General features: G+C 32.7%; 1 protein-coding gene. It reads left to right on the top strand.

Going from position 1 to position 1,309, the window contains the following annotated elements; all coding sequences use genetic code 11:
- Nucleotides 1-242 precede the first annotated feature (242 nt).
- Nucleotides 243-1,265 (top strand): IS110 family RNA-guided transposase, encoded by a 1,023-nt coding sequence (locus EDC17_RS16750; RefSeq protein WP_132779376.1) that lies wholly within the window; start codon nucleotides 243-245, stop codon nucleotides 1,263-1,265.
- Nucleotides 1,266-1,309 lie beyond the last annotated feature (44 nt).

Genomic DNA, 1,309 nt, shown 5'->3' with positions numbered 1-1,309 from the left:
CAGTACCGTCCTTTAGATTTGTATTTATATAATTAGATTACGATTTTGTATTCTAGAAACTAACCAACAGCAGTGGCTCATTTTAGTACCGTCAAGGTTTTTAAGCCTATTTTAGGATATAATCCACTGCTGTTTTTTCCCTTAGTGGTCAAATAACAATTAGGGCTAAATACCCATTATCAAGGACTTGAACCGATGAGGAAAAATGGTTAGTATAATTATCTATTTCAAAAATAATCATTATGAAGACTTGTTCAAAATTCTTTATTGGTATAGACGTTTCAAAGCCCTATTTTGATGCCTCTCTATTGTGTGTGATTGATCAGCAAAAACAGCAGATCCAGACACTACGATTTGAAAATTCTATTCAAGGACTTAAGGAGTTTCATAAATGGCTAAAAAAACATAAAGTCACTATGAATGAAAACACATTGTTAGTAATAGAGAATACAGGTATATATCATCGTTTGTTATGGGCATTCTGTTGTGAAAAGAATCTACCAATACACATTGGTAATGCGGCCCATATAAAATGGAGCTTTGGTATTGCTAGAGGTAAAAGTGATAGAGTAGATAGTATTCGTTTGTGTCAATATGCGTATCGAAATGCCGAAGAACTTAAATCCTCAAGCATATTAGATCCCGTTTTATTACAAATACAGGATTTAATGGCCTCCAGAAGAAGATTAGTTTCTCAACTTAAGTCCAACGAAGTCTATTTAAATGAATTGAAAAATATAAGCAATATAGATAATAGACTTATATTAGAACGCCTTCATAGAGATGCTATTAAGGGTATTTCGAATTCTATTTCAAAAATCGAAACATTACTAAAAAAAATTGTTTCAGAAAATGAAAAGATTAAAAAAAACTATGATTTATTAATAAGTGTCCCAGGAATCGGTCACTTAACAGCAATCTATATTATCTGCTGTACATGTAATTTTGCATGTAGGAGAAGCGGAAAGCAACTGGCCAGTTACGCCGGTGTAGTTCCATTTGAACATAGTAGTGGGATTAGTATTAAGGGGCGGAATAGGGTTAGTAATATGGCAAACAAAGAGCTAAAAAAGATGCTTCATCTTTGCGCGTTATCCGCAATACAGTTTTACCCAGAGTTCAAATGTTATTTTGAAAGAAAAACGGGGGAAGGAAAGCATAAAATGAGTGTTATTAACGCTATTAGAAACAAAATTGTACTTAGGGCGGCAGCTGTTGTAATTAAGCAAATGCCATATATCTCTAAATACAATGTTCTTGCTTAAGGAAGTTAAAATTTATTTGGTAAAGTCATAACAATCCTAAATAA

The organism is Sphingobacterium alimentarium, assembly GCF_004342685.1.
GTDB classification, from domain to species: domain Bacteria; phylum Bacteroidota; class Bacteroidia; order Sphingobacteriales; family Sphingobacteriaceae; genus Sphingobacterium; species Sphingobacterium alimentarium.
The sequence above is the reverse complement of the archived record's forward strand: the minus strand, read 5'-3'. Positions and strand labels throughout refer to the sequence as shown.